The 22,768-nt window shown below is 44.0% G+C and carries 25 protein-coding genes; 5 read left to right on the top strand and 20 right to left on the bottom strand.

Features of this window, described 5'->3' with window-relative positions:
- The first annotated feature begins 2 nt into the window (after positions 1-2).
- The 3 genes from PQ469_RS29155 to PQ469_RS29145 all read left to right on the top strand — a co-directional run bounded on the left by PQ469_RS29155 (position 3) and on the right by PQ469_RS29145 (position 3,653).
- Complete coding sequence (locus tag PQ469_RS29155; protein ID WP_274210798.1) at positions 3-1,193, top strand: beta-ketoacyl-[acyl-carrier-protein] synthase family protein; 1,191 nt, start codon at positions 3-5, stop codon at positions 1,191-1,193.
- Positions 1,193-2,251, top strand: coding sequence for a beta-ketoacyl-[acyl-carrier-protein] synthase family protein (locus tag PQ469_RS29150; protein WP_274210797.1), 1,059 nt, complete (start codon positions 1,193-1,195; stop codon positions 2,249-2,251). Before PQ469_RS29155 ends, PQ469_RS29150 begins: the two co-directional genes overlap by 1 nt.
- Positions 2,252-2,591: 340 nt before the next feature.
- On the top strand, positions 2,592-3,653 hold the full coding sequence (locus PQ469_RS29145) for a serine hydrolase domain-containing protein (RefSeq protein ID WP_274210796.1): 1,062 nt from the start codon (positions 2,592-2,594) through the stop codon (positions 3,651-3,653).
- Between the two features lie 23 nt (positions 3,654-3,676).
- Here PQ469_RS29145 and PQ469_RS29140 read toward each other — a convergent pair whose 3' ends face one another.
- The 7 genes from PQ469_RS29140 to PQ469_RS29110 are packed head-to-tail and all read right to left on the bottom strand — an operon-like array spanning position 3,677 to position 9,679.
- On the bottom strand, positions 3,677-4,450 hold the full coding sequence (locus tag PQ469_RS29140) for a polysaccharide deacetylase family protein (RefSeq protein ID WP_274210795.1): 774 nt from the start codon (positions 4,448-4,450) through the stop codon (positions 3,677-3,679).
- On the bottom strand, positions 4,444-5,487 hold the full coding sequence (locus tag PQ469_RS29135; protein ID WP_274210794.1) for a beta-ketoacyl synthase chain length factor: 1,044 nt from the start codon (positions 5,485-5,487) through the stop codon (positions 4,444-4,446). The genes PQ469_RS29140 and PQ469_RS29135 overlap by 7 nt, the downstream gene beginning before the upstream one ends.
- Position 5,488: 1 nt before the next feature.
- Complete coding sequence (locus PQ469_RS29130) at positions 5,489-6,694, bottom strand: beta-ketoacyl-[acyl-carrier-protein] synthase family protein (protein ID WP_274210793.1); 1,206 nt, start codon at positions 6,692-6,694, stop codon at positions 5,489-5,491.
- A 22-nt stretch (positions 6,695-6,716) separates the two neighbouring features.
- Positions 6,717-7,337: a beta-ketoacyl synthase N-terminal-like domain-containing protein gene (locus tag PQ469_RS29125; RefSeq protein WP_274210792.1), complete on the bottom strand. Its 621-nt coding sequence runs from the start codon at positions 7,335-7,337 to the stop codon at positions 6,717-6,719.
- Between the two features lie 42 nt (positions 7,338-7,379).
- Positions 7,380-8,510: a beta-ketoacyl synthase N-terminal-like domain-containing protein gene (locus tag PQ469_RS29120; RefSeq protein WP_274210791.1), complete on the bottom strand. Its 1,131-nt coding sequence runs from the start codon at positions 8,508-8,510 to the stop codon at positions 7,380-7,382.
- 32 nt (positions 8,511-8,542) lie between these two features.
- Positions 8,543-9,421 (bottom strand): lysophospholipid acyltransferase family protein, encoded by an 879-nt coding sequence (locus tag PQ469_RS29115; RefSeq protein WP_274210790.1) that lies wholly within the window; start codon positions 9,419-9,421, stop codon positions 8,543-8,545.
- Positions 9,422-9,679, bottom strand: a complete 258-nt coding sequence (locus PQ469_RS29110) for an acyl carrier protein (RefSeq protein WP_274210789.1) — start codon at positions 9,677-9,679, stop codon at positions 9,422-9,424. It lies immediately after the preceding gene.
- Positions 9,680-10,244: 565 nt separating this feature from the next.
- On the opposite strand from PQ469_RS29110, the gene acpS reads away from it, so the two are divergent.
- Entirely contained in the window at positions 10,245-10,619 is a 375-nt protein-coding gene (acpS, locus tag PQ469_RS29105; RefSeq protein ID WP_274210788.1) for a holo-ACP synthase, read from the top strand.
- Positions 10,616-11,905 carry a flexirubin biosynthesis putative acyl-CoA ligase FlxY gene (gene flxY, locus PQ469_RS29100; RefSeq protein WP_274210787.1) on the top strand — a complete coding sequence of 430 codons (1,290 nt, stop codon included), beginning with the start codon at positions 10,616-10,618 and terminating at the stop codon, positions 11,903-11,905. The genes acpS and flxY overlap by 4 nt, the downstream gene beginning before the upstream one ends.
- Here flxY and PQ469_RS29095 read toward each other — a convergent pair.
- The 13 genes from PQ469_RS29095 to flxA all read right to left on the bottom strand — a co-directional run bounded on the left by PQ469_RS29095 (position 11,886) and on the right by flxA (position 22,497).
- Entirely contained in the window at positions 11,886-13,346 is a 1,461-nt protein-coding gene (locus PQ469_RS29095; RefSeq protein ID WP_274210786.1) for a cation:proton antiporter domain-containing protein, read from the bottom strand. The two genes, flxY and PQ469_RS29095, sit on opposite strands and share 20 nt — an antisense overlap.
- Positions 13,343-13,708, bottom strand: coding sequence for an ApeI family dehydratase (locus PQ469_RS29090; protein WP_274210785.1), 366 nt, complete (start codon positions 13,706-13,708; stop codon positions 13,343-13,345). Before PQ469_RS29090 ends, PQ469_RS29095 begins: the two co-directional genes overlap by 4 nt.
- A gap of 140 nt (positions 13,709-13,848) precedes the next feature.
- Entirely contained in the window at positions 13,849-14,481 is a 633-nt protein-coding gene (gene lolB2, locus PQ469_RS29085) for a flexirubin biosynthesis protein LolB2 (RefSeq protein WP_274210784.1), read from the bottom strand.
- Complete coding sequence (gene lolA2, locus PQ469_RS29080; RefSeq protein ID WP_274210783.1) at positions 14,444-15,085, bottom strand: flexirubin biosynthesis/transport protein LolA2; 642 nt, start codon at positions 15,083-15,085, stop codon at positions 14,444-14,446. Before lolA2 ends, lolB2 begins: the two co-directional genes overlap by 38 nt.
- A 134-nt stretch (positions 15,086-15,219) precedes the next feature.
- On the bottom strand, positions 15,220-15,465 hold the full coding sequence (locus PQ469_RS29075; RefSeq protein ID WP_274210782.1) for a phosphopantetheine-binding protein: 246 nt from the start codon (positions 15,463-15,465) through the stop codon (positions 15,220-15,222).
- Positions 15,466-15,484: 19 nt separating this feature from the next.
- The gene (locus PQ469_RS29070) at positions 15,485-16,735 is read right to left on the bottom strand and encodes an NAD(P)/FAD-dependent oxidoreductase (protein ID WP_274210781.1); all 1,251 of its coding nucleotides are present in this window, start codon (positions 16,733-16,735) and stop codon (positions 15,485-15,487) included.
- A gap of 109 nt (positions 16,736-16,844) precedes the next feature.
- Entirely contained in the window at positions 16,845-17,267 is a 423-nt protein-coding gene (locus PQ469_RS29065; protein ID WP_274210780.1) for an acyl-CoA thioesterase, read from the bottom strand.
- Between the two features lie 101 nt (positions 17,268-17,368).
- Positions 17,369-18,031, bottom strand: coding sequence for a hypothetical protein (locus tag PQ469_RS29060; protein ID WP_090638102.1), 663 nt, complete (start codon positions 18,029-18,031; stop codon positions 17,369-17,371).
- Positions 18,032-18,048: 17 nt separating this feature from the next.
- Entirely contained in the window at positions 18,049-18,471 is a 423-nt protein-coding gene (locus PQ469_RS29055) for a hotdog family protein (protein WP_274210779.1), read from the bottom strand.
- A gap of 85 nt (positions 18,472-18,556) precedes the next feature.
- The gene (locus PQ469_RS29050) at positions 18,557-18,814 is read right to left on the bottom strand and encodes a phosphopantetheine-binding protein (protein ID WP_090638111.1); all 258 of its coding nucleotides are present in this window, start codon (positions 18,812-18,814) and stop codon (positions 18,557-18,559) included.
- Between the two features lie 21 nt (positions 18,815-18,835).
- Positions 18,836-20,053 carry a beta-ketoacyl-[acyl-carrier-protein] synthase family protein gene (locus tag PQ469_RS29045; RefSeq protein ID WP_274210778.1) on the bottom strand — a complete coding sequence of 406 codons (1,218 nt, stop codon included), beginning with the start codon at positions 20,051-20,053 and terminating at the stop codon, positions 18,836-18,838.
- Between the two features lie 103 nt (positions 20,054-20,156).
- Positions 20,157-20,885: a flexirubin biosynthesis SDR family reductase FlxB gene (gene flxB, locus PQ469_RS29040; protein ID WP_274210777.1), complete on the bottom strand. Its 729-nt coding sequence runs from the start codon at positions 20,883-20,885 to the stop codon at positions 20,157-20,159.
- Positions 20,886-20,928: 43 nt separating this feature from the next.
- Entirely contained in the window at positions 20,929-22,497 is a 1,569-nt protein-coding gene (gene flxA / locus PQ469_RS29035; protein ID WP_274210776.1) for a flexirubin biosynthesis tyrosine ammonia-lyase FlxA, read from the bottom strand.
- Positions 22,498-22,768 lie beyond the last annotated feature (271 nt).

Below are 22,768 nucleotides of genomic sequence, written 5' to 3'. Positions count from 1 at the left end.
AATTGGACAGGATTGTAGTAACCGGGATTGGAGTGATCAGCGCTATTGGCCACTCGGTAGCTGAAAATCATACTGCATTGGTACAGGGCAAAACCGGAATTATTAAGGGAGGGGGCAATTTCCCTTCGCGCTATTCGGGACTTCTGCCTTTCGGCGAAGTATTGACCGGCACTCAGGAATTAAAAACAAAACTTGGCGTAACAGAACCGGGCGTTACCCGCACTACCCTGCTTGCCTTGCAGGCGTTTAATGAAGCTATTGCCGATGCCCGGTTAACCCAAAATGAATTAACGGCCGCCGATACCGCGCTTGTGGGTGCTACAACCGTAGGTGGCATGTGCCTTACCGACGAGTTATACGCCAATACCCATGGCGATGCCGAACATATTGAATACGTAAAATCATACGATTATGCATCGGTAAACCTATTCATACAAACGCGTTATGGGATAACCGGAGTAATTAATACCCTGAATACGGCATGCTCGTCATCAGCAAATGCTATTATGTACGGTTGCAGGCTGATTAAGAACGGACTGGCAAATCGTGTAATTGTAGGCGGGGCCGATAGCCTGGCCAAATTCACGGTTAATGGTTTTAACGCCCTGCGGATTCTTTCGGATGAACCTTGTGCCCCTTTCGATCAAAACCGTAAAGGCCTTAATTTAGGTGAAGGCGCAGCATTTTTAGTATTAGAGAAAGAGGCCGATGCGACAGGAAAAAAGATTTATGCCAAGGTGAGCGGTTATGGAAATGCCAATGATGCCTATCATCCATCTTCGTTATCCCCGGAGGGCGATGGCCCGTACCTGGCTATGAAAAATGCATTGGATAATGCCGGGTTAAAACCAGCAGATATCGACTTTATAAATGCCCACGGCACCGGCACCGAGAATAACGACGAGGTTGAAAGCCGCGCTATGCTGCGCCTGTTTAACACCCTGCCCGGTTTTGCATCTACCAAAGGCTTTACAGGGCATACGCTTGGTGCAGCCAGCGCTATCGAGGCGGTGTACAGCATTCTGAATATCGACAGACAGGAACTATACCCTAATTTGAATTTTAATGAACCGATAACTGATATTGGCCTTGAGCCCGTGCAGGCTTACAACACCGGCACTATAAAACATGTAATGAGTAATTCGTTTGGTTTTGGCGGGAATTGTACATCATTAATTTTTTCAAAAGCTTAATGATGAAGTTGTATATCCACAAAACCACCTGTATTTCGCCCCAGCAAACCTTTGGGGATAATATCGACATTGAAACGCTTCGCCCTTCGGTTGAAAACAAGCTGTATGCCATTGAGCCTGCTTATCCGCAGTTTAAAGGCAATGCTTTACGCCGGATGAGTAAAAGTACCCGCATCGGCTCGGGAGCCGCCCTGCCGCTGCTTGCAGATGCCGTACAGCCCGATGGCATTATCATAGGCACCCAGGTAAGCGGAATGGAGGAGAACGGCAAGTTCCTGAACCAGATTATTGAGTATAACGAGGATATGCTCACACCGGGTAGTTTTGTGCAGGGTACCCCCAATACCATATCATCGCAAATAGCCTTTATCAGCAATAACAAAAACTATAACCTTACCCATGTTCACCGTGGGCTGGCTTTTGAAAACGCGGTTATCGATGCAGTCATGCTGCTGAATGAAAACCCGGATAGTTGCTATTTATTGGGTGGCGTTGACGAAATTTCGTTTAACAACTATACCCTTGATACCCTTGCGGGCTGGTTTAAGAAAGAAGATTGCCTGAACAGCGACATGTACAGTTCTACAACCGATGGTAGTCTGTCTGGCGAAGGAGCGGCCATGTTTATGGTTAGTGGTAATAAACAAAACGCCATGGCGCAATTGAAAGCTATAACTACCATACATAGCGCCGATGTTGAGGTGATTAAAATCCGCATTAAAAAGTTTGTTGAAGAAAACCTTGCCGAAGGCGAAAAGCCAGACTTGCTGTTAACCGGCGAAAATGGCGATAAGCGCTCGCTCCCTTTTTATACTTCCTGCGATAGCTTGTTCGATAAATATACCACCATAGCCCGCTTTAAGCATATGTGCGGCGAGTATCCAACGGCATCGTCATTTGCACTTTGGCTGGCCTGCAATTTTGTTAGCGGGGCGTTAATCATGCCGCAGCATATGATAAAAAGAAACGGCGAAGCAAGTAGTTTTAAAAATATACTGATATACAACACCCATAAAGTTGGGCAACATAGTTGTATGCTGGTGAGTGTGCCCGCATAAATTTCTGTTTTTCTGTAGGAGACGCATAATTGCGTCTCCCGCGTGCAAATCACACATGCAAATCGGCCCTGAAAATCCTGAATGTCCTGCGGGAAGCGCAATTATGCGCCCCTATCACCTCCCTCGAGGTTAGCGTAGCGTAACTCGTGGGTTAACCTGGTTTAAGCCTCCGGCTTAGCTTCAGCTGAAAGCTGAAACCAGCGGTAGTCGCGAGTTAAAAACCCCGCGACAGATAAAACAATTTAAGATAATATAAAGATTCACTTTGCAACGCGCCAATATCCCATGCGTCTTATCTTCTGGATGATTTAACGTTATATCAGCCATTATCAACAGAAATATGCCGTCTCCAATAAAATACTTGGCCCTTATTTACTTCTTTCTATCCAATTGGGCACATGCGCAAACGCATGCTTTGTTAGATTCGATGACCCACGCCATCGAAAAGCAGGAATACACCGGCGTCCACAGCATATTGATATCCAAAGGTGGCAAACTAATTTACGAGCATTATTTTAACGGTTATACTGCCGATTCGCTGCACGATTCCCGGTCGTCATTTAAATCTATAACCAGCCTGCTGATGGGCATTGCCATTGATAAAGGCTTTGTGAAAAATGCAGATCAAAAGGTTTATGCGTTTTTCCCTGAGTATAAATCATTTGCCAATAATGATGCACGGAAACAGCTTATCACCATCAAAAACCTTTTAGAAATGCGGTCGGGCTTTGATTGTAATGAATGGGATGATGACGGTAAGGATTGCGAAACCGACATGGTAAAAACTAAAGACTGGGTTAAGTTTTCGCTGGATTTGCCTATGAAAAACGATCCCGGTACAGTTTGGAACTATACGTCATGTAACCCAATGATCATTAGTGGTATTATCAGCAATGCCTCCCATATGTCTGCTATGGCCTTTGCTAAAAAACATTTGTTTGATCCGTTGGGGATTACCAGCTACCGCTGGACAGTTGATCCCGCCGGACATGGCGCCACTGCCGGATCCTTTTTCCTGCTGCCAAAGGATATGATTAAAATTGGGCTGCTGGTAAAAAACAATGGCGTTTGGCGGGGAAAACGGATAGTATCGGCACAATGGCTCAGGGCATCAACCACAGCCACTATTTCAATTCCCGATTTTTCGTTTGTTAAATTGAGCAGGAATAAAATGGCCACTCCGCAGCATGCTTATTACGGCTATTACTGGTACAACGAAAAGGTAAAAACTCCGGGTTATACGGAAGACGTTGTTTTTGCCTCGGGCAATGGCGGCCAGTACATTATGATTATTAAAGATTTAGATTTGGTAGTTGTATTTACCCAGGGCAATTACAATAACTGGAAGGCCAAACGGGCTTTTGATTTGTTGGTAAAGTATATAATTCCGGGGTGTAAGTGAGTTTTTAACTAATAAATTCGAGATTACTGGTAGGCCGGGAGCCCAAGCATCTTATCAACCCGAACAACCCGATATCCCTTCGCCCTTACCTCCCCCAAAAAGTTTGGCAGCATAGCCACCGTAACCGGGCATCTGTCGTGAAATAAAAAGATTGCTCCAGGTTTCATTTGGAGGGTTACTTTTTGTAAAAGCACATCAGCATCTGTAGACATAGTATCGTACGACCGAACACTCCAGCCTATGGGCAAATAGCCGCCTTTAATAATCGCGTTTTTTAGGTTGGGGTTCATCACCCCGTAAGGCGGCCGGAAGAGTTTTGTTTTTTTACCGATGACTTTATCTAATTCGTTGTCCAGCTGCTGCATCTCGGCAAGCATTTTTTTTGAGGGGAAAAGATCGAACAAGGCAGCGTGTGTATAGCTATGGTTGCCGATGATATGGCCACTTGCATCCATTTGCCTTATGATGGCTTCATTGCCCGCAATACGTTCGCCAATGCAAAAAAAAGCGGCTTCGACGCTGGCATCTTTCAAAATTTGTAAAACCTGCGGAGTTCCTTCTGATACTGGGCCATCGTCAAAAGTTATCGCTATTACTTTATCGGTTGTTTTAGCCGAGCAGTACATCGGCATAAAAAAACCGGAGCTTACAAAATAGCAACCATAAGCAACAATAAGCGAGTATATAAATATGATTGCCCCATATGCCAGCCAGCTTACCCCATATGTTTTGTCGGCCCAGATGGTAACACCCAGCAGGATTAGGAATGCGATATTGGTGTTTCTGAATGTTAGCACGCCGATAGCAACATTAACGAATGACAGGTGTTTTGGTAATGGTTATAAACCAATATTTTTTTAATCGGGGTAATGGGTTCCGACCCCGGAATAGTATTTGTTTTAACAATTTGCGCCGCATACCATAACGCGAAGGCCGATGATGTGGGGTACTCGCCACACAGGTGTTTATACCTGGTAACATTACAGTAATTAAATAACGATCCCTCCAGGTAATCGTAAACGGCATCATTGTGGGCATCGCCGTTATTACCTGCTACCACCAGGCTGATATCATACATGCTGAGGTCCTGTACTGCCAGGAAAGCTTCAATTTGCTGTTCAACCGCTGCGTGGCTGCCCGGTTTATAAAACGTGGCTACTGCATCCAGCTTAGCCAGGTCGTTTCCCGATGCTTCATTGGTTAACAGGAAAAATGCCGAGCCTTCACCTGCAACGGTGCCTTTTGAATTGGCATTATAAAGGTCGGTATTGGAGATGGCGCTCCGTTTATACAGGCCAAACCTGCTCAGTATGCTGTGGCTGATATCGGTTATCTCGTCAATACCGCCTACCAGTACGTTTTGGGCTTCACCTTCCTGCAATAGCATCTGCGCGTCGAGCAGGGAGCACTCAAACGATGAGCCGCCATTTACAAACGTGTTATTGTAATTGTTGCAATGCAGCAGCAAAGCCACCTGCGCGCCAATGGTATTATGGGTTGATTGGATAAATGATGTTGGGGTAAGCAACTCTTCGCCGCGCTCAACCATTTTACTTAAAAATACGCCGGTATCTTCCAGGCAACCATAGGCTGTACCTGTAATAATGGCATCGGGATTGGTTACGCCTCCATCCTGCAAACAGGCCATGGCAGATGCCACGCCCATTTTAATAACCCGGCTCATGCGGCGGATAAGCTTTGGATCGATGAGCTCTTTATAATCGGGCGTTAGGCAGCTGAGGCGGTTGCCTTCATAGGCAACTACTTCATCCAGGAACGGAACATTTCCGAATGTTTTTTGGGGCGATATGTTTGCTGTTGAACGGATATACATATCAGGCCGGTAGTTTTGAAAATATTAATGACGAACAGTTACCCCCAAAACCAAAGGAGTTGGAAAGCACGTGGTTTAAATCTGCGTGTTGTGTAAAACTTGTTTCGGGCGCAAAAGGATGATCAGGAATCTGTGTCTCAAATCGCAGGTTGGGGTAAATAAATCCCTGTTGCGCCGAGAGCGCCGAAAACACAGCCTCGATACCCGCGCTTGCGCCCAGTGTATGCCCGGTGAATGATTTAGTCGAACTCATTTTAGGGAAGTGAGGTTCGAACAATCGTTTAATCGCCGTCCCTTCGGAGTTGTCGTTGTTTTGGGTACCTGTACCATGCAGGTTGATGTAGCCGATATCCTCCGGCTTTAACCCGCTCATTTTTAAAGCACCGTCCATCGCCATAAAAGAGCCTGTGCCATCAGGCGATGAAGCCGTTTGATGGTAAGCATCGTTGGCGTTGCAATAGCCGCTCAGCGTGCAGTAAGGGGCTTTTTGAAGCCCTGTCGCAACCCGTTCAGATACCAAAGTAATGTACCCGGCACCCTCGCCAAGGTTTAAGCCACGGCGGTTGGCGTCAAAAGGCTGGCAATATTGGGTATCCAATATCATGAGCGTATTAAAGCCGTTTAGCGTAAAGCGGGTAAGCGCATCGGTGCCACCGGCTATAACCACATCAAGTATGTTGTTTTTGATGAGCCTTGCGCCGTACATAATGGCATTGGCTGATGATGAGCAGGCTGTACTGATGGTACTTATATAATTTTTTATCCCCAATTCATCGGCTACCAATTCGGTTACCTTGCCGCACTCGTGGTTAACCACATTACGCAATTTACCTTTTGCCGGGTTGGCCATAAATTGTTCAAAAAAACCTTCGGTTTTATCCATGCCGCCCACGGTGTTGGCCGATATAAAACCCGTACGTAGCGATGCGAAATTTTGGATGCCTGCATCATTTTTTGCTTCCCTTGCCGCGATGAGGCTTAGCATAGCCGTGCGACTTATATCGGGGCCATAGCCTGATAATAGGGCCAATTCATCATTGCTCAATTTAACTTCGGCAACCGGGAAGGTATCTTGATGTACGGTTTGGAGGTATTTAATTTTATCGATGCCCGCGCGGCTGTTCCGGAGCGCGTTAAGGCATTCGGCGGTATTGTTGCCAATACCCGAAATTACACCTACACCCGCTACAAAAACAGTTTTGCTCATTATTATATCTGTTTGCCGGTTATTAAGCCGACAGGTAAATATTATTTAAATTTTCTGCACTAAACGGCGCAGATGTTAGGTCTGCATCCTTTTCTACCAGGCATAAAACAGCTTTGTAATCTTCCTGCAACACATCAACCCAGCCGCAAATGCAGGCTTGCAATATATTATTATTTAATAAATATGCCACGTACTGCTGTATAAATGCGGCATCAAAAGTTTCAAAGACAAAAAAAGCATTCTCCCCCTTAAACTTGTTTTTAATGCTGATCTCGCCGATAACAATATTGGGCAAAGTATACACAAACAAGGCGGGGCTGGCAATAGTTTTGGCCTGATCGTAATATTTAATGTCGGCATCCAGGCTGGAGTTGGAATTTGCTAAAACGATACCAACTTCCTGCTCTTTATATTTTTTACTGATATCGTTATCCTTCAGCAATACTTGCGATGCCAGCAAACCCAATTTGGACAGGTTATCCATTTTATAAAACTTGGGGTACTTAACCTCCAGAAATTGGTAGGCCGAAAGCAGGAATGCCCCGACATCACCCCCCTGATTTTCAAAAACAGGTTTGCCATTGCTGTAAACAACATTATTGCTGATGATGCAGTGCGATGTAATATGTAGTGCTTCTGTCAATCTTATATCTGTTATTTGCTTTTAGCTTTCCGCCTTATGCTTTCAGCTTTTTCGCAGTACAATTGCCGCGTTACAGCCTCCAAAACCAGATGCTGTTTTTAAGCAAGCGGTCAAAGGTATAGTTTGTATCTCTTTTGCCACGTTAAGTGGTTGGGTAACTCCCAACTCATGAAATCCCCTGGTGGGGATAATAATGTTGTGCTTTAATGAATGAGTTGCTATTATCGCCTCGATAAGTCCCGAAGCGCCAAGGGTGTGCCCGTAATATCCTTTTAAGCTGTTCACAGGAATATCCTGCATGCCCGCCAGGTTAATGGCTTTGGCCTCCATCTCATCATTATAAACGGTAGCAGTACCATGGGCCGATATAAAATCGATGGCTTCCGATTCAACTCCTGCGCTTTTCAATGCCGAGTTAATGGCATCAAAAAGTTCTTCACCGGTTTTTGACGGGCCCGAAATATGGTTGGCATCGTTACTAACCGAACCGCCCGCCAGTTGAATGTTTTCTGCTTTTTGTTGATTTGATGATAGGATAACCGTGGCGGCACCCTCGCCTAAATTAATGCCATCGCGGTTTAAATCAAAGGGTTTGCAAGGTTGAGCGCTGATAGCCTGAAATGACTGGAAGCCCGATAGCACAAACCGGGTGATCACATCGCCGCCAACCACAACGGCATTATCGTACTGCCCCGACTGGATCAGGCGCATCCCGGTAATCATAGCCATTAAGCCCGAGATACAGGCATGCGAAACTATCAGCGGCTTATTTACGAACCCAAACCTTTCGGCAACTAAATTTGCTGATGTTGGCAGCGCAATGCGATGGCTTAAGCCGGGGCTATCGGCATCTGTTTCCAGAATGCTGATATTGCCTTTGGTGGTGGAGATAATGAGAATTGTTTTTGGATCGGTGCTATCTATACCACTATCTTTTAAGGCATCAGTAATGGATGCTATCAATAACTGCTCAAATTTTGTGTAGTTGCCTGGTGCAGGTAAAAACTCCTGGCCATCATCAAATACGGACGCGTAAAAGGGAACCGCCGATTTATCGCCCGCCGGATGCTCCTTAATCCCTGAAATATTTTGGGTAAGCTTATCAAAATTTTCGGCAGAGGTGCTGCCTATGGGCGACAGGATATTATCGGCAACAATAAAAACGGACTTCATTACTTACAAACAGCTCCTCTCATCACTTGTTTTTATTGCCAAAAATTATAGTAATTATACCATTGCCCGGGATACTTTTTCACGTATTTTTCCATCTCGCCAACAAAATCATTGGTCATTTGCTCCATCCCGGCTTCTTTGCCCAAATGTAAATATTCCTTAATTGTGCTGGCGTAAAAATGATAGTGAAACTTAGTTTCTTTCATGGCAAAAACGTAGGCAACCGGAACCCTGAATTTTTGAGCCAGGATAAATGGCCCTAACGGGAATTTGGCATCCTCGCCCAAAAAGTTTTTGGTAATGGTTTTATTGCCCTCCAGGTACCTGTCGGCATGCATGCACACCAGTTCGTTATTCTGAAAAGCTTCATTGATTTTGAAGATGTGCGATATATCATCCTTAATTACAATAATATTAACGCTTAGTTTGCCGGTAACCCTTTCCATAAAGGCTTTTATCTGCTGGTCTTCGCCATCAAACATCACAATGTTAATGCGGGTGTTGATATGCTTCAGCAAATCGCCGGCTATTTCCCAGCTGCCAATGTGTGCGCTTAAAAGCAGGCCGCCTTTGCCCATGGCCGCAATTTGGTTCAGGTTACTACGGCCATCAAACTCAAAGGTGAATTTGTTGCGGATACCCGACATGACCACTACCTTATCAATAATGCTTTGGCCAAAAATGAAATAGTTTTGGTAAACCTTAAATAGTGCTTTAACGTGCCCATAACTAAGGCGCTTGTGGAAGTAGTAATAAATGCTTTTTGACGATTGGTACGAGAAAACTACGTAGTAAAACGATACAAACCGTAACAAAAAATAAGCGGGACTAACCCCGCCATATTTTAAAATAGCCAGAAATACCGAATAGCCCCAAGGCTTACCTTTTGATTTTCCTTTCCAGGACGACATTTAAACAAGCTCCTTCGGCTGTACTTTAGTTGCTACGTAATCGTAAAAATCCTGGAAGGTAACAATGCCGGTAAAATCTTCGGGCTGCACCTTAAACGCAAAATTGGTTTCAATAACAACCACCAGGTCGATATAGTCAAGGCTATCCAAACCAAGTGTATCTTTTAAAACGGCATCGGGTGTAATGGTATCAATATCTACCTCAAATTCTTCAGACAGGAAGGAATTTATTTTTGCAATGATCTCTTCAGTTTGCATAATGGTTTAAATTAATTAGCTAACATTTTGGATGAATCAGGGCGACACCCAAATGCTACGTAATAGGTTGTAAAAGTTTTTAAATATGTTATTTATTTAGTGTGCACGGATATACCTGTTAAAGGGCATTTCAAAAATAAAATAATTGTTGGTGTTTATAAAGAACGATTTAGGTTGTTACATTCGCTGTTGCTTTGGCTTAACCGGTGGCTTTAAACCTATTCCTGCACTGTATACATCACCCGCCCCCACCAATCCCTATATTTAGGAAAAAACAATAACGTTTAATTAATAAAATTAATTAAACAATTTTACAAAAATACAAAATAATAAAAACATTTACCCATCTTTTGTGTATCGGAACAATAAAATATTTTAAATGCCCGAACAGTTGACCAGTCACGCTATATATCGTAAATCCATAAATTTCATCAATTTTAAAGCGATTGCCCGGGCCTTCTTAAATATATAACCCAAATCACAAACCAAATATTATTTTTGTAGATGACGAGCGAACCTGCAAAAAGGTTACGGCGTTTAAAAACAACTTAAACAAAACTGATTGATGGTTGCCGGTGTTGGGATAGATATGATAGAGATTGACCGCGTGGCTGTCAAAATTGAAAAGGGCAGCGGCTTTCGCGAACTGGTGTTTTCGGAAAATGAAATAGCTTATTGCGAACGTAAGGCTGATAAGTACCAGCACTATGCAGCACGTTTTGCAGCCAAAGAGGCGTTTTTTAAAGCATTGGGCACAGGCTGGCTAAACGGTACAGCTTTTAACGAAGTGGAGATTAGCAACAATGCCGATGGAAAACCCGAACTTACGCTGATTGGCCAAACCGGCGAATTATTAAATGGTGACGGCCCAATGAAAATTTCTGTATCATTAACCCATCTTAAAACTATCGCATCGGCCGTTGTAATTATCGAAAAGTGACAGATCAAACCACATTTATATCGCAGGAACAAATAGTGACCATGCAGGAACAAAAACTGCAGGAATTACTGGCTTATCTTAACATTCATTCGCCTTTTTATAGGGAATTGTTTGATGCAAATAATATCAATATTGATGATATTAAAACGCTGGATGACCTGAAACTGATCCCCACAACCGTAAAGGAAGACCTGCAAAAGCGTAACGACGATTTTATGTGCGTTAGCCGCGACCAGATCATCGAATACAGCTCAACATCGGGCACATTGGGTAGCCCGGTTACTATTGCCCTTACCGAGAATGACCTTTTACGGCTTACCTATAATGAATATAGCTCCTTTACCTGCGCAGACGGAAAGCCCGAAGATGTGTACCAGCTGATGCTCACGCTCGACAGGCAGTTTATGGCCGGTTTAGCTTATTACTCTGGCATCCGTAAAATAGGGGCAGGCATTATTCGCCTTGGTCCCGGGGTGCCATCATTACAATGGGAAACCATTTTAAGGCTTAAGCCTACCGCTATTGTTGCGGTGCCATCGTTTATTTACAAGCTGATCCAATACGCCCAGGAGCATGGTATCGATATCAATTCAAGTTCGGTAAAAAAAGCGGTTTGTATTGGCGAGAATATCCGCAACACCGATTTTTCGCTCAATATCCTCGGTAAAAAAATAACCGATGCCTGGGATATCAAACTATACTCTACGTATGCATCAACCGAAATGCAAACAGCATTTACCGAATGCGGGTATGGCAGGGGCGGACACCATCAGCCCGAATTATTGATTGTAGAACTGCTTGATGAAAATAACCAACAGGTTGCCCCCGGCGAACCTGGGGAGGTAACCATTACCACGCTGGGCGTTGAAGGCATGCCTTTGTTGCGCTATAAAACCGGCGATATTTGCCTGTACGATGATAAGCCGTGTGAATGCGGGCGAACTACCTTACGTTTATCGCCAATTATAGGCCGTAAAAAGCAGATGATCAAATTTAAAGGCACCACGCTTTACCCACCATCGCTTTTTGATTTGCTGAATGGGATGGAGGAAATATTGGATTTTGTTGCCGAGGTTTACTCCAACGAGATTGGTATGGACGAAGTGCTGCTGCACATCCTGCCGGTAAATTATACCGATGAGTGCGACCGGAAGATCCGGGCCAATTTACAGGCAAGGTTAAGGGTAAGCCCACATGTTACCTACGTGCAGTACGATGAAATTCAGAAGATGCAGTACAAAGAATCGGGCCGCAAACCGTTTAAATTTATCGATCGCCGGAAATAAAAATATCCTCGGGCAATTCAGCCGGTAATTCATCTTCTGATGGCGATTTGCCGAAGATTTTATCCAGCAGGTTTAATATTGGTACGGTCATAAACGTGGTTACCAGTGCCATAATCACCAATATGGCAAATACCTCTTTGTTTAGTACGCCCAGGTCGTAACCAATATTCAGTACAATCAACTCGACCAGGCCACGGGTGTTCATTAACGCACCTATGGATAGGCTATCCTTCCAGCTTTGCCCCACAAATTTGGCTGCCGATGCACTGCCCACAAATTTGCCGGTAACGGCAACCAGTATGGTTACGACGCAAACTCCCCATAAGTATGCATCGTTCAGCAGGCCAATTTGCGTGCGTAAGCCGGTAAAAACAAAAAACAAAGGCAGCAATAAAAATAGGGCGACATCCTTAATGCGCTCCACAAACACCCCGCGAAAGGTAATGTTATCGGGCATTACAATACCGGCCATAAATGCGCCAAACAGCGCATGGATGCCGATGCTTTCGGTGGCGTATGATGAAATAATGAGCGTTAAAAAAAACATAGCTACCGGCATACCCACATAACCCGGCCTGATGTTGCGGCTGTAGATGCGTTTTAAAAGTGGTTTTACGCCTTTAAGCATAATTAACACATAGGCAATGGCCATCAGGGCGGTATAAACAAAACTCATTACCGAGCCCGCCTTAACCACTGCTATTACAACCGTAAGCAGGCACCAGGCAGTAATATCATCGGCAGCGGCGCAGGTAATTACCAGAGCACCAAGGCGTGTTTTGTTAATGCCTCTTTCCTGGCAAATGCGTGCCAACACCGGGAACGCTGTAATGCTCATGGAAATACCCATAAACAAGCCAAACGAAAAGAAAGGTACCCCTGCAGGGGCCAATGATTGATAGATAAAATAAGCCAGCCCTATACCCAATGTAAACGGAATGATAATACTGGCATGACTAATGACAATGGCATCCTTGCTTTTGCTTTTAATTGCGCGCAAATCAAGCTCCATGCCTATCACAAACATGAATATGATTAAACCAATCTGGCTCAAAAACTGCAACGATCCTAACGAAGCTGCCGGGAAAATAGCATGCGAAAACGCCGGGAAAAACCGGCCCACAAGCGATGGGCCTAAAGCTATCCCTGCAAATATTTCGCCGATAACGCGGGGCTGCCCCATTTTTTTACACACCCATCCTGCCATATTACCCGCTATTATTATCACGGCTATTTGCGCCAGTAGGGTAGCCAGGGGCCCGGTAATGTTTTTTATCAACCCATCGGTAAACTGGTGTACTGAGCTTTTGCTGCTTGCCGCCAGTTTTACGATGTTACGGCCTTTTTCAAGTTCGCTGCCGGCCGTTAATGCCAGGTATATTAAAAAGGAAAATCCGCCAATAAGGAGGATGTAAAAAAACACGTTCCTGAATTTCTTCATTTTTTAAATACCCCTTTAAATTTAAAAAAAGTGGAAGCCTCATGCTGAATGGTAGCATCTACCTTTAATGTATCATCATCGGCAGTGGTATAGGTTACCTGCATATCGGCGGTGCTGTTTACCTGCGGGTTTAATATGGCTAAAAACTTCATATCGCCGGCTTTAAGCAGTTTTGTTTTGGTGCCGACGATGTTTTCCAGCACTTCTTTCACCATTTGCATCATACAAACCCCCGGCACAACCGGCTGGCCGGGAAAATGACCTTCAAAAATCTGGTGACCCGCATTCAGGGTGATGGTAGTTTTTGAGGTATTACCATCGGTACTTGGCGCGGTAAATTGAAAAAACGATTCCTGGAGCATATGTATTTAGCTTAAAGCTCAACGCCGAAAGCTCAAAGCTTTTTGCTTTAAGCCAGGGGCTTTGTGCTTTTTATATTGTTAAAATTTCATTCGAAAGCCTTCAGCTTTGGGCTTTGAGCCTTCAGCCTTAGGCTTTCCACTCATCGCTCTATTTTTTTTAAACCGATGGTAAATTTAAAGTTTTTATGGTCGATACCTATAGTATCGGGTACGCCATTTTTGTAATTGGCCATGGTAGCAACCGCAACTGGTTTCCTTTTGGATGATTTTTCCATTCGTAAAAGGGCGTCGCCGGCCATATTGGTAATATAATAGTTGGCGCCTTTTTCCTGCGGAAGCACATAATATAAATGCGAGTTATCCTTAAGCATATAACGCTCATGGCTGCCCTCCTGGCGCATCAGTATCAAATCAAAATCCTTTCGCAATGTTTTAATTACCGGGCCTTTATCCATTTGCGGAATGATGGAATATACTTTAAAGCTACCATCTTTAAGAAATGCGAAATCAAAAAATTTTACGCCCATCTCGCTCGAGAATACAATGCGGGTACTGCTATCGGGCATCACCTTCATCAGCAGCAGGCCGCTTAAATGGTGGGTTGTTACGTTGATTTCGGCGTTATACAGCACAACCGAAAATTTGGGGCGAAACCGGTAGATATGATCGAAATTACCTGTAGCCGGCTTCAGGTTTTTATAAACCGAAGTGCAGCCGGCAAGTGCAACCAGGCAACTACTTAGCAGCAAAAAGCGCGTCAGGCAGGTTTGCATTAATCTCTTTATTTATAAAGTGGATGGTAGTATTATCGCCGGATGGCTCCTGCATATCAATATTGCTTACCGAGTTGTCTTTTTTATCAACCGAGATATTGATCGACTTAAAAAAATCTTTTATCCCTTTTGATAGCGGTGCCAGCTCGACCAGGTAGCTCCCCTTGTTTTCAAACACCTTTACTTTAAAATCGGGGTTGCTGAGGATTGATCCCTGCACACAATCGATAATGATCTTATTAATTTGCTGGAAGAGTTTGTTGGATTTGGTATTGATTTTATTTTCCTTTTGCTCATCCTTTACCAAAATATTGTCTTTGTTGATGATCATCAGGTATTTGGATGGTTGCATATATTCCATCCGCACCATGTTATCCTTTTTAAACCAGAATTTCCCTTTGGATGTAATCTTTTCTGACAGCATGCTCAGATTTTTCTCCTGCACAAAATCGCTTTTAATGCTGGTTGTTTTTTGTGCCGTAGCCGTAAACTGGGCTTTAAATGCCGACAGATCGGTAAGCTGGCTATATCCTGCATGCTGCGCACTGGCGGTAAATGCGGCGGCGAGCATGGCTACAGTAAGTATTAGTTTATGAGTTTTCATTATATAGACACGAATTACACGAATGGAACGGATTTACGCGGATCATTATTATTTAATTATTTAGCAGAATAGTGACCGCACCAATTCGTGAAATTCGCTTTAATTGTCGCCGCCCTGCAAATATTCGTGTTTATTTACGCTGCCTGGTTAGCTGTAATGTACTCGGCCATGGTACGTACTGATTGAAATACTTTGGGGCCATCCTCGGCTTTTGAAAGCTTAATTTTATAGATGGTTTGCATCAAAACTATCAGCTCCAAAACATCTATCGAATCCAATCCTAACCCATCGGCAAACAACGATTCATCATCGCCGATATCGCCTGGCTTAAGATCTTGCAGGTTTAATTGATCTATGATCTGTTCTTTCAGATCATTCATTAATTTGTCCATTTTATAACTATACAGGCGAGTTAATTTGGTCGCCTAACTTAATAATTCGTGCTAATTTTTTTATTGCCGTATCATGATGTTTAACATACGGGTTCTCCTGGTCCCACACATATCCTGCCAAAACAGAGCAGATCTGGTTTTTAATCTGGGGAACAAAAGTACCCGAAAAAAAGATGGTATCAAGCGTTCCTTCGTACCAGGCATTTACATATGAGCGGAAAACATCTACGCCCTGCATTACCTTTTCGGTGTATTCCTTTTCCCAGTCAATGTCTTCGCCGTTTAGCTTGCGGATAACCAATTTTGCTGCATTTTGACTGGATACAGTTGCCAGTGTAACACCCGATGAAAAGATGGGATCTAAAAACTCGGTAACATTGCCTGTAAGCACAAAGCCTTCGCCGTGAAAAGTATTGGTGGTGCTGCTCCAGGCCTGTAATATCCTTGGTTCAAAAACAAATTCAACATCTTTAAAGCGCTCGCTCAGGTAAGGCTCCGCTGCAATCAGGCTGCGCAGTTTACCTTCGTCATCAGCGCCTTCATAACTTGCAAAAAAATCCGGATCGCCTACAAAACCCAATGAGGTTACGCCACTGGAGAATGGAATGATCCAAACCCAAACGCCGGGTTTGTGTACCACAATGGTGATGCGGTTGGGTTCTTCAAACAGGTTGCGCTTTACATCTACTGTATGTGTAAATAAAGCCTTTCGCTGCGGCAGGCCCGATGGTTTGTCGAGGTTAAATAATTTGGGGATTACCCGGCCATAGCCACTGCCATCAATAATAAACCGGGCCTCAATTTGTGTTTGGTTGCCTTCAATATCTTCAACAGTTGTTATCGAATCAGATCCGTTAAATTTGATATCGGTAACCGTGGTTTCATAATGCACGGGGATACCCATTGTTTCGCAGGTATCGGCCAGGGTTTTATCAAACTCAGCGCGCGGCACCTGCCATGTCCAGTTCCAGCCATCAGTAAACTGATCGGAAAAGAAGTAATCGCAGATAACGCCATTTTTTACAAACTTGGCGCCAAATTTTTTCTGAAATCCTTTTGCCTCCACAGCTTCAACAAAGCCGGCATCGGTTAATGCTTCCATACAGCGGGGCAACAGGCTTTCGCCAATTACAAAACGCGGAAATTTTTGCTTTTCAACAATTTTAACTTTAAACCCTGCTTTATTCACAATAGAAGCAGCCACCGTACCCGCCGGGCCGGCGCCAATTACCAACACGTCAACTTTTTCTGTATTCATCAATTTATCTCTTTTGTGTTCATTATTCTGAGGCCTGGTTTCTGTGGCCTGTGGTCGGAGGTCTGTTTATTGTTTTCGACCTCGGGCCACAGGCCACAGAACCCACCCCTCAGAACCCATATTTCTTTTTCCACTCTTCAAAAAACACAGGGTTGGTTAACTGAAGCATAAAATTATCGCGTTGTAAAAACACCTGTACGGTTGAGCCGGTAACCACAACCTCGCCGGTTGCAGCGTTTAACAGCCTATAGTTAAAATTTAACCGCGCTGCTTCGCTTGGTATATATTCGGTTTCAATAATTACCCTGTCGCCGTAGCGCAAAACCTGTTTGTATTTGCAATCGATGCTTACAATAGGGGTTACGTATTGGTTATTGTAAACTGTAAGGTAGTCAATACCGTATGCTTTCCCAAAAGCTTCCCTGCCATCTTCAAAATAGCGTACATAGTGCCCGTGCCACACAATGCCCAGCGAATCAACCTCGCTAAACTTCACACTTATCTCGGTGGCATTTATCAGTGTTTTTTGCAATTCTTCGTTCTGTTTACCGCCAATACATTTATGCCGGCGTCATTTTTGTAAAGGATGCATCTATGCGGGTAAAGGCACAGATGCATCCTTGTTAGTACTTTTTATTTCCAGCTGTTATAATCAGATTTTACATCTTTCATTACGTTTAAAAACGCTTTTGCCCAGTAGTTTCTAAGGCCAAAACCCCCTGGTTTGCCTTCGTAATATTTGGTAAGCAAAACCGTTTTGGTTTTCATATCAACAAAGGTTATCCAAACACCGGCCTTATCAAGGCCTTTGTTCATGCCGCTTACAAAAAAGATATAGCCAATACCTTCCTTGCTCTGGAAATCATAATTTTTTACAATAGCCGTAATTTTTGCTTCATCCAATAATTTAAAATCGCTTGGATTATCGGTATAAAGTTTATCAAACTTTGCTTTGGCGTTTGAAGACTTAGCTACATCAAGGGCATAGTCAACAGAACTGTGGTGAATTGATTCGGCCACATCATATTTCTTTTGCTCGGTAACAAAAAGACGGTTCCATCCTACGGTATAGTCGTCTCTGAATTCTTCGGGCGTTATATCATCTTTTCTTCCAATGCCCATTACCTTGGCTTCGGCTGTGCCTATAAATTTTGTTTGTGTAAAATCAAGTCCTAACCAGGTAATTTTAGCACTGCCCGAAAAAATATCGGCTTTTGTGCTTTGCGCTACAGCAGGCAGGCTGCTTACAACTGTTAGTAAAAAGGCTATTAGCCAGGTGTTTTTTGTAGGTTTCATTTTGTAGATTAATTTATTTATTGTTGAATTATAAATACTTTCATCTGGCACTGCGCCAACGTTTCATCCCCACACTTCACCTTTCCCGATATCAGCGTTACATCAAATATTTGATTATCAATGATAATTTCCGTTTCTAAGATATCATTAATTTTAGGCAAAGAAAACACTTCCAGGTTTTTAATAGCGCCAATATAGCCTATGGCATCGGCTTTTTGGCTGTTTTGGGCCAAGTACCCGGCACGGGCGGCAGCTGTTTGGGCTATGTTTTCTACCAGTCCGCCTGCACTAAATTCACCGTCTTCAACCAATACATTATCTGCTTTTATACAAAATTGGCTGCGGCTGCTTTTTTCATCCGTCCAGGTCAAATGATCTATCATCACAAAAGGGAATTTTTGCGGGATAAGGTCGGGGGTATTGGCAGGTGGTGTAAACATATCAGCAGGTTTAATAGGTTTTATCAATGGTTCAGGTAAAATCAGTAAAACATTTTGTAGATAGGGCCAGGTATTGCCCCATTATTTATACCAATTCCCCGGCGTTCACCCGGGTATTAACATACTCATAAAAATCCTGGAAGCTGACTATGCCAACAAAATCTTCGGGCTGCACCTTGAAGTTAAAATTGCTTTCAATTACAACAACCAGGTCAATATAATCCAGGCTATCCAGCTCAAGGGTATCTTTTAAAACAGCTTCGGGGGTTATTTTGGCCACATCAATCTCAAATTCTTCGGCCAGGAACTCGTTTGTTTTTTCTATAATTTGGGCAAAATCCATAAGGTGGGGTTAGGTAAGGGTTTAATATTTTTTAATAATCAGCGACGAATTTGTTCCGCCAAAACCAAAAGAGTTCGACAAAAATACGTCGAAATCCCGTTCAATGGTGGTAGTAGCGATGTTTAACCTGGCCGAATCCTCGTCGGGGGTTTCGAAGTTAATGTTTGGTGCGATAAACGAATTTTGCATCATCAGCATTGAGTATACAATCTCGCTTGCGCCGGCCATCCAGCATTCATGGCCTGTCATGGATTTGGTTGAACTTACCAGCGGCTTGCTCGAACCGAAAACCTCGTGAATGGCTTTAGCCTCGCTGGCATCACCCGCGGGGGTTGATGTGGCGTGGGCGTTTATGTAATCAATATCGGCAGCGGTCATGCCGGCGTCTTTCAACGCCATAGCCAATGAGCGTACCGGACCTCCAACGGTTGGGTTGGATATGTGGCCGCCGTTTGACGAAAATCCGTAGCCAATAACCTCGCCTAAAATAGTGGCGCCGCGGCGTTGTGCCGATTCTAAACTTTCTAAAATTACGGTAGCCGCCCCTCCGCTTGGCACCAGGCCATCGCGGCTTTTATCAAAGGGGCGCGACGCTTTGGTCGGCGTACTTTCTAATGTGGAGAATGCCGAAAGCGCATCAAAACTGCCCATCGAAAAATGGTTAAGCTCCTGGGCGCCGCCGCAGATAATGCCTTCCTGTAAACCACTTTTGATAAGGTGATAGCTTAAGCCAATAGCGTGCGAGCCGCTTGCGCAGGCTGCACTAACAGTAAGGTTGATGCCTTTTAATTTGAATATAGTGGCCAGGTTCATGCTGACGGTGGAGTTCATGGTTTGGAAAACCGCTCCCGAGCCTACCAGCATGGTGTCTTTTTTTACGCGGATGATATCGGTACAATCAATAACCGGCTTGGCCGAGCTGTCGTTGCCGTAAAGGATGCCTATTTCGTTTTGATCAAGGTAATCCATATCGATGCCTGCCTGGGCCAGTGCCTCAATGGTGGCCATATAAGCATACTCACCCTGTTCTGGCAGCATAATGCGCGAACGCCTGTCGAGTTTTTCTTTTAAATTGGGTCTTTCTACGAAGCCGGTTAAGCCCGACCGGTAACCAAACTCCTTGCGCATAGAATCGAGCAGGATCCCCGATTTGCCGTGGAAAAGCGAGTCTCTTACCTCGTCCTGGGTTTTCCCAATGCACGAGTAAATCCCCATCCCTGTAATCACAACTCTGTTCATAACGCTAATACCGGCTTAATCATTTAACAATTCCCTTAAAACTAAATAAAATTATTTAATCCCGAAATATTTAGTGTGCTTGTTTATATGAACAAATGGTTAATTATGAATACAAACCGCCATTAACAGATATTACCTCGGCCGTAATATATGATGCCTCCGGCGATGCTAAAAAGCCCACAACGCTGGCCACTTCTTCGGGGGAGCCAAAGCGTTTAATAGGTATCATGGATTTAAGCTCTTTTTCATCCAGGCCTTCGGTCATATCGGTTTTAATAAAGCCGGGGGCAACTGCATTAACAGTAACGCCGCGGCGTGCAATTTCCTGCGCAAGGGCCTTGGTTGCCCCAATTACACCAGCCTTTGCTGCCGAGTAATTAACCTGGCCGGGCAAGCCTTTTAAGCCCGATAAAGATACCACGTTGATAATGCGGCCATATTTTTTAACCAGCATACCGTTTAAAACGGCCTGGGTTACATAAAAGAAACCGCCTAAACTGGTATTTAATACACTGTCCCACTGTTCGTCTTTCATCCACATCATCAGGGTATCATCCTTAATGCCGGCATTATTTACCAGCACTTCAATATATTTTTCGGTATTGGCTTCAACCCAGCCGCCCAATACAGCACGGATATCTTCTTTGTTGGCTACGTCAAATTTCATAACCTCGCCATCACCGCCGTTTTCTTTAATTGCAGCTAAGGTATTGTCGGCTTCCGCCTGGTTACTTTTGTAATTAATAAGCACGTAGTAGCCCATAGTGGCCAGTTTATAGCAAACGGCACGGCCTATTCCTCTTGATCCGCCTGTTACTAATGCACATTTCATCGTCCTGGTTAGTTAAATTGTTACGTAAAGAATATGCCTGCAATTATAAAATGTGGGAGTTTCTCTTTTTAATCAGGTGCACGTGCTCGGCTTTTTCAAAGTATTGCTTCACGTTCACCATATCCTTATACTTTGGCTTATCCTCAATAAACTTGGGGAATATAGCGCGCAGATCGGTATAAACGGTATGGGTTGTCGGCGAGAGCTTTTCGCTGCAATCCAGGTGATCAATAGCCTGTAAAATAGCCATCATTTGTATGGCCAGCACTTCAAAAGTATTATCTATAACGCGCTTGGTCATTAATGCCGCGTTGCAACCCATGCTTACAATATCCTGGTTATCATTGTTATTAGGGATACTGTGCAGGTACATGGGGTACGATAGGGTTTGGTTCTCGGCAGTGGTTGATGTAGCCGTAAACTGCATACCCTGCATCCCAAAGTTAAAGCCCAGCACACCCAGGTTAACAAAAGGCGGAAATTTGTGGTTCAGCTTCTCGTTAAGCAGGTAGTTTAACTGCCTTTCGGAAAGCATACACAGTTTGGTAATAGCTATTTTTAGTTTGTCCATAGCCAGGGAAACATAATCGCCATGGAAATTACCGCCGTGGAAGATGTTTTTGGCTTCGTGGTCAATAACCGGGTTGTCATTTACCGAGTTCAGTTCGTCGGTAACTACACGCTCAACCTCAAAAATAGTATCATAAACGGGACCCAAAACCTGGGTTACGCAGCGCAGGGAATAGTACTCCTGCACCTTATCTAAAAATACTTCCTGGTTAAGGTTATCCGGATTATACAGGTGTTCAGACCGGTCGCGAATCATTTTGCTGCCGGTAAGCACATCGCGCATAATGGCAGCCACTTCGTTTTGGCCGCGGTGGTGTTTTACCACGTTAAGCTCGTAAGAGTAATGGTCATCAAAAGCCTGCACCACTTCGTTTATCATGGACGATAGTACGATTGACCACTCCAGCAGTTTTTTGGCCTGGATGATGTTTACCATACCAATACCCGTCATGGCCGATGTGCCATTGATAATGGCCAAACCTTCGCGGATTTTTATAGATAAAGGCTCGATGCCCAGTTCTTTAAATAATTCGGCAGTGTCGTGTTGCTCTCCTTTATAGCTTGATTCGCCTTCGCCTATCAATACTAAAGCCAGGTGGGCCAGTTGCACCAAATCGCCGGATGCGCCTACGCCGCCATGTTCAAAAACATTGGGGGCAACATCTTTATTAATTAATTGGGTAAGCAGCTCGGGCAAATCGGTGTGTACGCCCGAACGGGCCTGCATAAAGCTGTTCAACCTGGCAATCATCAGGGCTTTAACCAGTAGGGGCTGCATTAAATTGCCGCCACCCGAGGCGTGGCTTCGGATAAGGTTATACTGTAACTGCAACAGGTTTTCTTCGCTTACCTTATACTGGGCCATCGGGCCAAAGCCGGTGTTGATGCCGTAAATGAGCTTGTTTGAAGAGAAACCCTGCAAAAACTGGTAATTAACCTCCACATTCTTAACAACCGATGCATCCAAGCCAACTTCCTCGCCATCAAACAGGATCTTAGAAAAATCATCGGCAGTAAGGTACCGCGCCCCTATATGTATCATGAACTAAAATTATTTATTATTAAAAAGAGAAATTCATTAAAAATTCACACAAAAAACGTCCGAAAATAGGATAAATATTTCAGATATGATACTATTTGACGTCTTTATTCCCGGTTTACAATAGGCAAATAATGTATGTATAAGTTATTAAGCCGCTTGTTCAAAATACGCAGACGCATATCAATAAAAAACGTTACAGGAATATTGTAGTGAGGTATTATGACAGGAAAAGTAACAACCGACAGGGAATAAAATCCCTGTGGATAAGCGT

Source organism: Mucilaginibacter sp. KACC 22773 (genome assembly GCF_028736215.1).
In the GTDB taxonomy this organism is placed as follows: domain Bacteria; phylum Bacteroidota; class Bacteroidia; order Sphingobacteriales; family Sphingobacteriaceae; genus Mucilaginibacter.
The sequence above is the reverse complement of the archived record's forward strand: the minus strand, read 5'-3'. Positions and strand labels throughout refer to the sequence as shown.